This window comes from Salinivibrio sp. PR932 (assembly GCF_001996125.1).
In the GTDB taxonomy this organism is placed as follows: Bacteria; Pseudomonadota; Gammaproteobacteria; order Enterobacterales; family Vibrionaceae; genus Salinivibrio; species Salinivibrio proteolyticus.
Genome location: NZ_MUFM01000062.1, coordinates 1 through 3,552, shown reverse-complemented (window position 1 = coordinate 3,552; position 3,552 = coordinate 1). Strand labels below are relative to the sequence as shown.

Below are 3,552 nucleotides of genomic sequence, written 5' to 3'. Positions count from 1 at the left end.
ATATAAGAGATTACTATATCGAGTTAATTTTTTATAGTGTTCCTACACTCCTACGTGTGTATAGCGAGAGGACATCCGTGGACGGTTACTCATTGCTCCTGAGATAACTCGTTCCCACGCTCCTGCGTGGGAACGGGAAGTAATGTTTAATGGCCCTGTCACAGGATTGGCAGGCAGCGGTGAGACCGCAGTAACAGACCTTCTATATGTGTTTGCCGTAAGCAATGACTTAATGGCGGAAATGACAGAGCGAAGTAGACGACTTTGTTGTTCGAGAGCATTAGCTGCTGGCGTAGCCCAAAAAATGCTATTGCCTATTGACCGGAGAAGGGCTCATATGTGTTATGCGACGCCTCACACCAAGCGCTGAAACTGACCGTTTTTAGCTTTGAAACCTAGCTTATTAAACAAAGCTTGAGACCGAAAGTTACCCTCATCAATATCTGCATACAACCTTTCAATACCCAAAGATTGAGCATGTGAAAATAATAAACTAAGAGCTTCCGACATATACCCTTGTCGCCAGTACGATGAATTTAGTAAGCATCCGACTTCACAGGAATCACCATTATCACTAAAGCTATGTAAGCCGCAGGTTCCAATAACCTTGTTTGTCGCTTGATCCATAATCGCCCATTCCAACGATTCACCTGATTTCTCTAGTCGGACGACACTTTCTAGCATCTGAACTATCAGATCTTTCGATGTAAAAACTGGATCTGAGGCAAATTCMATTGTTTGAATATCACCATAAATTTCAAATAGATCGTTGCAATCCTTAGGTTGAATAGATCTCAATATGATTCTACTTCCGTGTAAATCCGGCTTCATTTTTCTCCTTAATCGTATAACGCTCAATTAATTCACGGCGGCAAAACCAAGAACGACCGCATTGATTCCTATAACATTGCTTCTCTTCTCAGGGGCGGTAACTTTCCGCTGGCTTATATCTATCCAAAAGCGATGAGGGCCACTCGCGATTTACTTCGCCGCCGAACCAAAATCATGCGTCACGGTGCTAATTTGAAAGCCCATGTCTCCAACACGTTTAGTCGGTACAATCATCCTGCACCTAATCTCCAACTACGCTATCCTAGGCCAGAGAGCTGGTTCGCAACCGCTTCAACGGACAACAACGTTGCTTACCCCCAAACTGAGCCTGAAGATAACAGGAAAACAAACGTTTAGCTTTCTTTTTGAATAGCGCCTGCGTGGGAACGGAAGTAATGTCTAATGGCCCTGTCACATGATTGGCAGGCAGCGGTGAGACCGCAGTAAGAGACCTTCTATATGTGTTTGCCGTAAGCAATGACTTAATGGCGGAAATGACAGAACGAAGTAGACGATTTAGTTGTTCGAAAGCATTGGCTACTGACGCTGCCAAAAAATGCTATTGCCTATTGACCGGAGAAGAGCTCATATGTGTTAGAGTGCATTTTCGAACGTTACTTTTGCATCAAATTTACTAGTAACCGTCTGATATAATTTACCATTAACAAAGTGCAGGGCGGCATAATCGCTAATACCATAGCACGGTACACTACTGTTATTTTGAGAAAAATCAGAAAATAAGTCAGCCTTTTCATCACTGCCATTAAAATGAGCTGAGGCTAGACCACGCACGAAACCCAAGCCGTCAATAACTGTATATTCTTCGGGATTGCTGTCGGTGATGCCTAAGTCAAACCAACATATAGCCCCTGCACTCATACCGCACAATACCACACCATTTTCGTAGCATTCTTTGAGTATTGTATCTATGCCCCACTCTCGCCAGATAGCTAACATTGAACGGGTATTACCGCCCCCAACATATATAACGTCTTGCTCTTGCAGCTTTGTGCGCCAATTGGAGTCTGGTTTGAACAATGGAAAATGGGTCAAATTACAACTAAGACCTGAATCGTAAAAACGTTGAATAGCTTCTTCTGCGTCACCAGTTGCTGTAGAAAGATAGCAAACTTTTGGTTCACGCTTGCCCGTAAGATCAAGTGCATAACGGTCTAATTTGCTCTGTTTTTCTCCCATCATCCAACCACCACCGCCTAAAACAACGATGTGTTTATCCATAAACTATACTCCTATGTTGAACTCGGCACTCTAACGCCCGCTTAAGGGGCAGCCAACGCCACGACCAACTTTCCGCATAACACCGTACCAACAATGACCAACGCATAGTAAACATGCCGCGCGTTGGCTGTCCCTCTTGAAGCGTTGTTAGTTGCACAGCGCGCGCTGAATTTTGTGCTTGTTAGTTTCGATGTAATCTATGTCATTAAGGTAAGATTGTAGATGCCCTTCCTCAATGTTTGTCGCAAATTGCTCGTCGCCACTATCTGCTTCTTTTCGCATAAAGTTCACAAGGGCATTTAATCGCCGAACCATTGCATCCGCAAGCTGCTCTCTTTGACTATATGTAGCATCGTAGCTATCGCAGAATAACCTTGCCCTTAAAAGTTGTTCTTCCATTGTGCCAAGGCCATCAATGCTGTCCGTTTTAAAAGGTGCCCAACAATATATTGAATAAGCTAAGTCCCACACTCTTGAAGCGGGATGTGCTGTGTCAAAATCAAACACACCAACTACTGAATTTCCTGAAAGTGCTACATTGTACGGCGTGAAATCACCATGACATATAACTTCGAATGGCTCTCGTGGGTCGAGCATCCACGGTAAATTTACGATGTCGTTATTACTGACAAACGATGCTGTTGAGTCATGAATTTTTCTAAGCAATTTAGCTGCTGATCTCAAAGCTTCTGACGTTGCAATAGCACCAACTAATGGATAATTATAAGTATCACCAACAACGAAACTTAATTTTTCTTGTTTCCCTTCAATGCCAAGAAATCTAGGCGACTCTGTTAAGCCTGAGCTTTGTAAATGCGTTAACAGCTTATGAATTGTTGGGCTCCATAATTGTAATGGTCGATAAATAATTTCACCATCACGATAAATTGCAGACTCTCGCCCACCTGATAATTCTTTCATATTTCTCCTTTAGCAACTAACGAATGACATGGATTCCCCCTCTTGAAGATCTGCCACACTTAGGTGCAGCCATTGGATAATGGGGGTAACCATGTCTGCTCGATTCTTTATTGGCGTTGATCTCGCCAAGCACCACTTTTCTCTTCAAGCTCCGTGATCCGTCTCTTGAGTGCCGATAACTCATCCTTCACCTTGTCTGGCTTCACTTTACTTTTTTGGGACTTGACCATACCAAACTCTCCATCTCGATATGCTTTACGCCATTTCGATAGCATGAATGGATGGATATCAAGCGCCTCTGCAACCGACTTCACTGTTCGATGCGTTTCATAGCTCCATTCAACCGCTTTCAGTTTGAAGTCTAGTGAATATTGCGCTGTCTTTTTACCCGTTTTATAGGCTGGCATACTGACCTCCTCAGGTCGTCGATGCGTGTCCAGTAAAACGGATCAAGTCCACTGTCCCTCTTGAAGCGTTTGTTAGCAGTTTTAGAATGAAACTCGATTCCATATTGGTAACATTAATCTTTTGCTTTTTACCTTCCAGTACATTATCAACAAC

4 protein-coding genes and 1 pseudogene are annotated in these 3,552 nt (G+C 43.3%); 1 reads left to right on the top strand and 4 read right to left on the bottom strand.

The features are described from left to right. Window positions 1–354 precede the first annotated feature (354 nt). A complete protein-coding gene (locus BZG84_RS16020) occupies window positions 355–831 on the bottom strand; it encodes a GNAT family N-acetyltransferase (protein ID WP_077678489.1) in 477 nt (158 codons plus the stop codon). A 30-nt stretch (window positions 832–861) separates the two neighbouring features. Here BZG84_RS16020 and BZG84_RS16015 point away from each other — a divergent pair. Then, window positions 862–1,089 (top strand): annotated as a pseudogene (locus tag BZG84_RS16015) (IS110 family transposase); the annotation flags it as partial. Window positions 1,090–1,425: 336 nt separating this feature from the next. On the opposite strand, the gene BZG84_RS16010 reads toward BZG84_RS16015, so the two are convergent. The 3 genes from BZG84_RS16010 to BZG84_RS16000 form a co-directional block, all read right to left on the bottom strand. Further along, window positions 1,426–2,070 carry a Type 1 glutamine amidotransferase-like domain-containing protein gene (locus tag BZG84_RS16010; protein WP_077678488.1) on the bottom strand — a complete coding sequence of 215 codons (645 nt, stop codon included), beginning with the start codon at window positions 2,068–2,070 and terminating at the stop codon, window positions 1,426–1,428. Window positions 2,071–2,217: 147 nt separating this feature from the next. Then, the gene (locus BZG84_RS16005; RefSeq protein ID WP_077481835.1) at window positions 2,218–2,991 is read right to left on the bottom strand and encodes a phosphotransferase; all 774 of its coding nucleotides are present in this window, start codon (window positions 2,989–2,991) and stop codon (window positions 2,218–2,220) included. 107 nt (window positions 2,992–3,098) lie between these two features. After that, window positions 3,099–3,398, bottom strand: a complete 300-nt coding sequence (locus tag BZG84_RS16000; RefSeq protein WP_108743635.1) for a transposase — start codon at window positions 3,396–3,398, stop codon at window positions 3,099–3,101. Window positions 3,399–3,552: the final 154 nt, after the last annotated feature.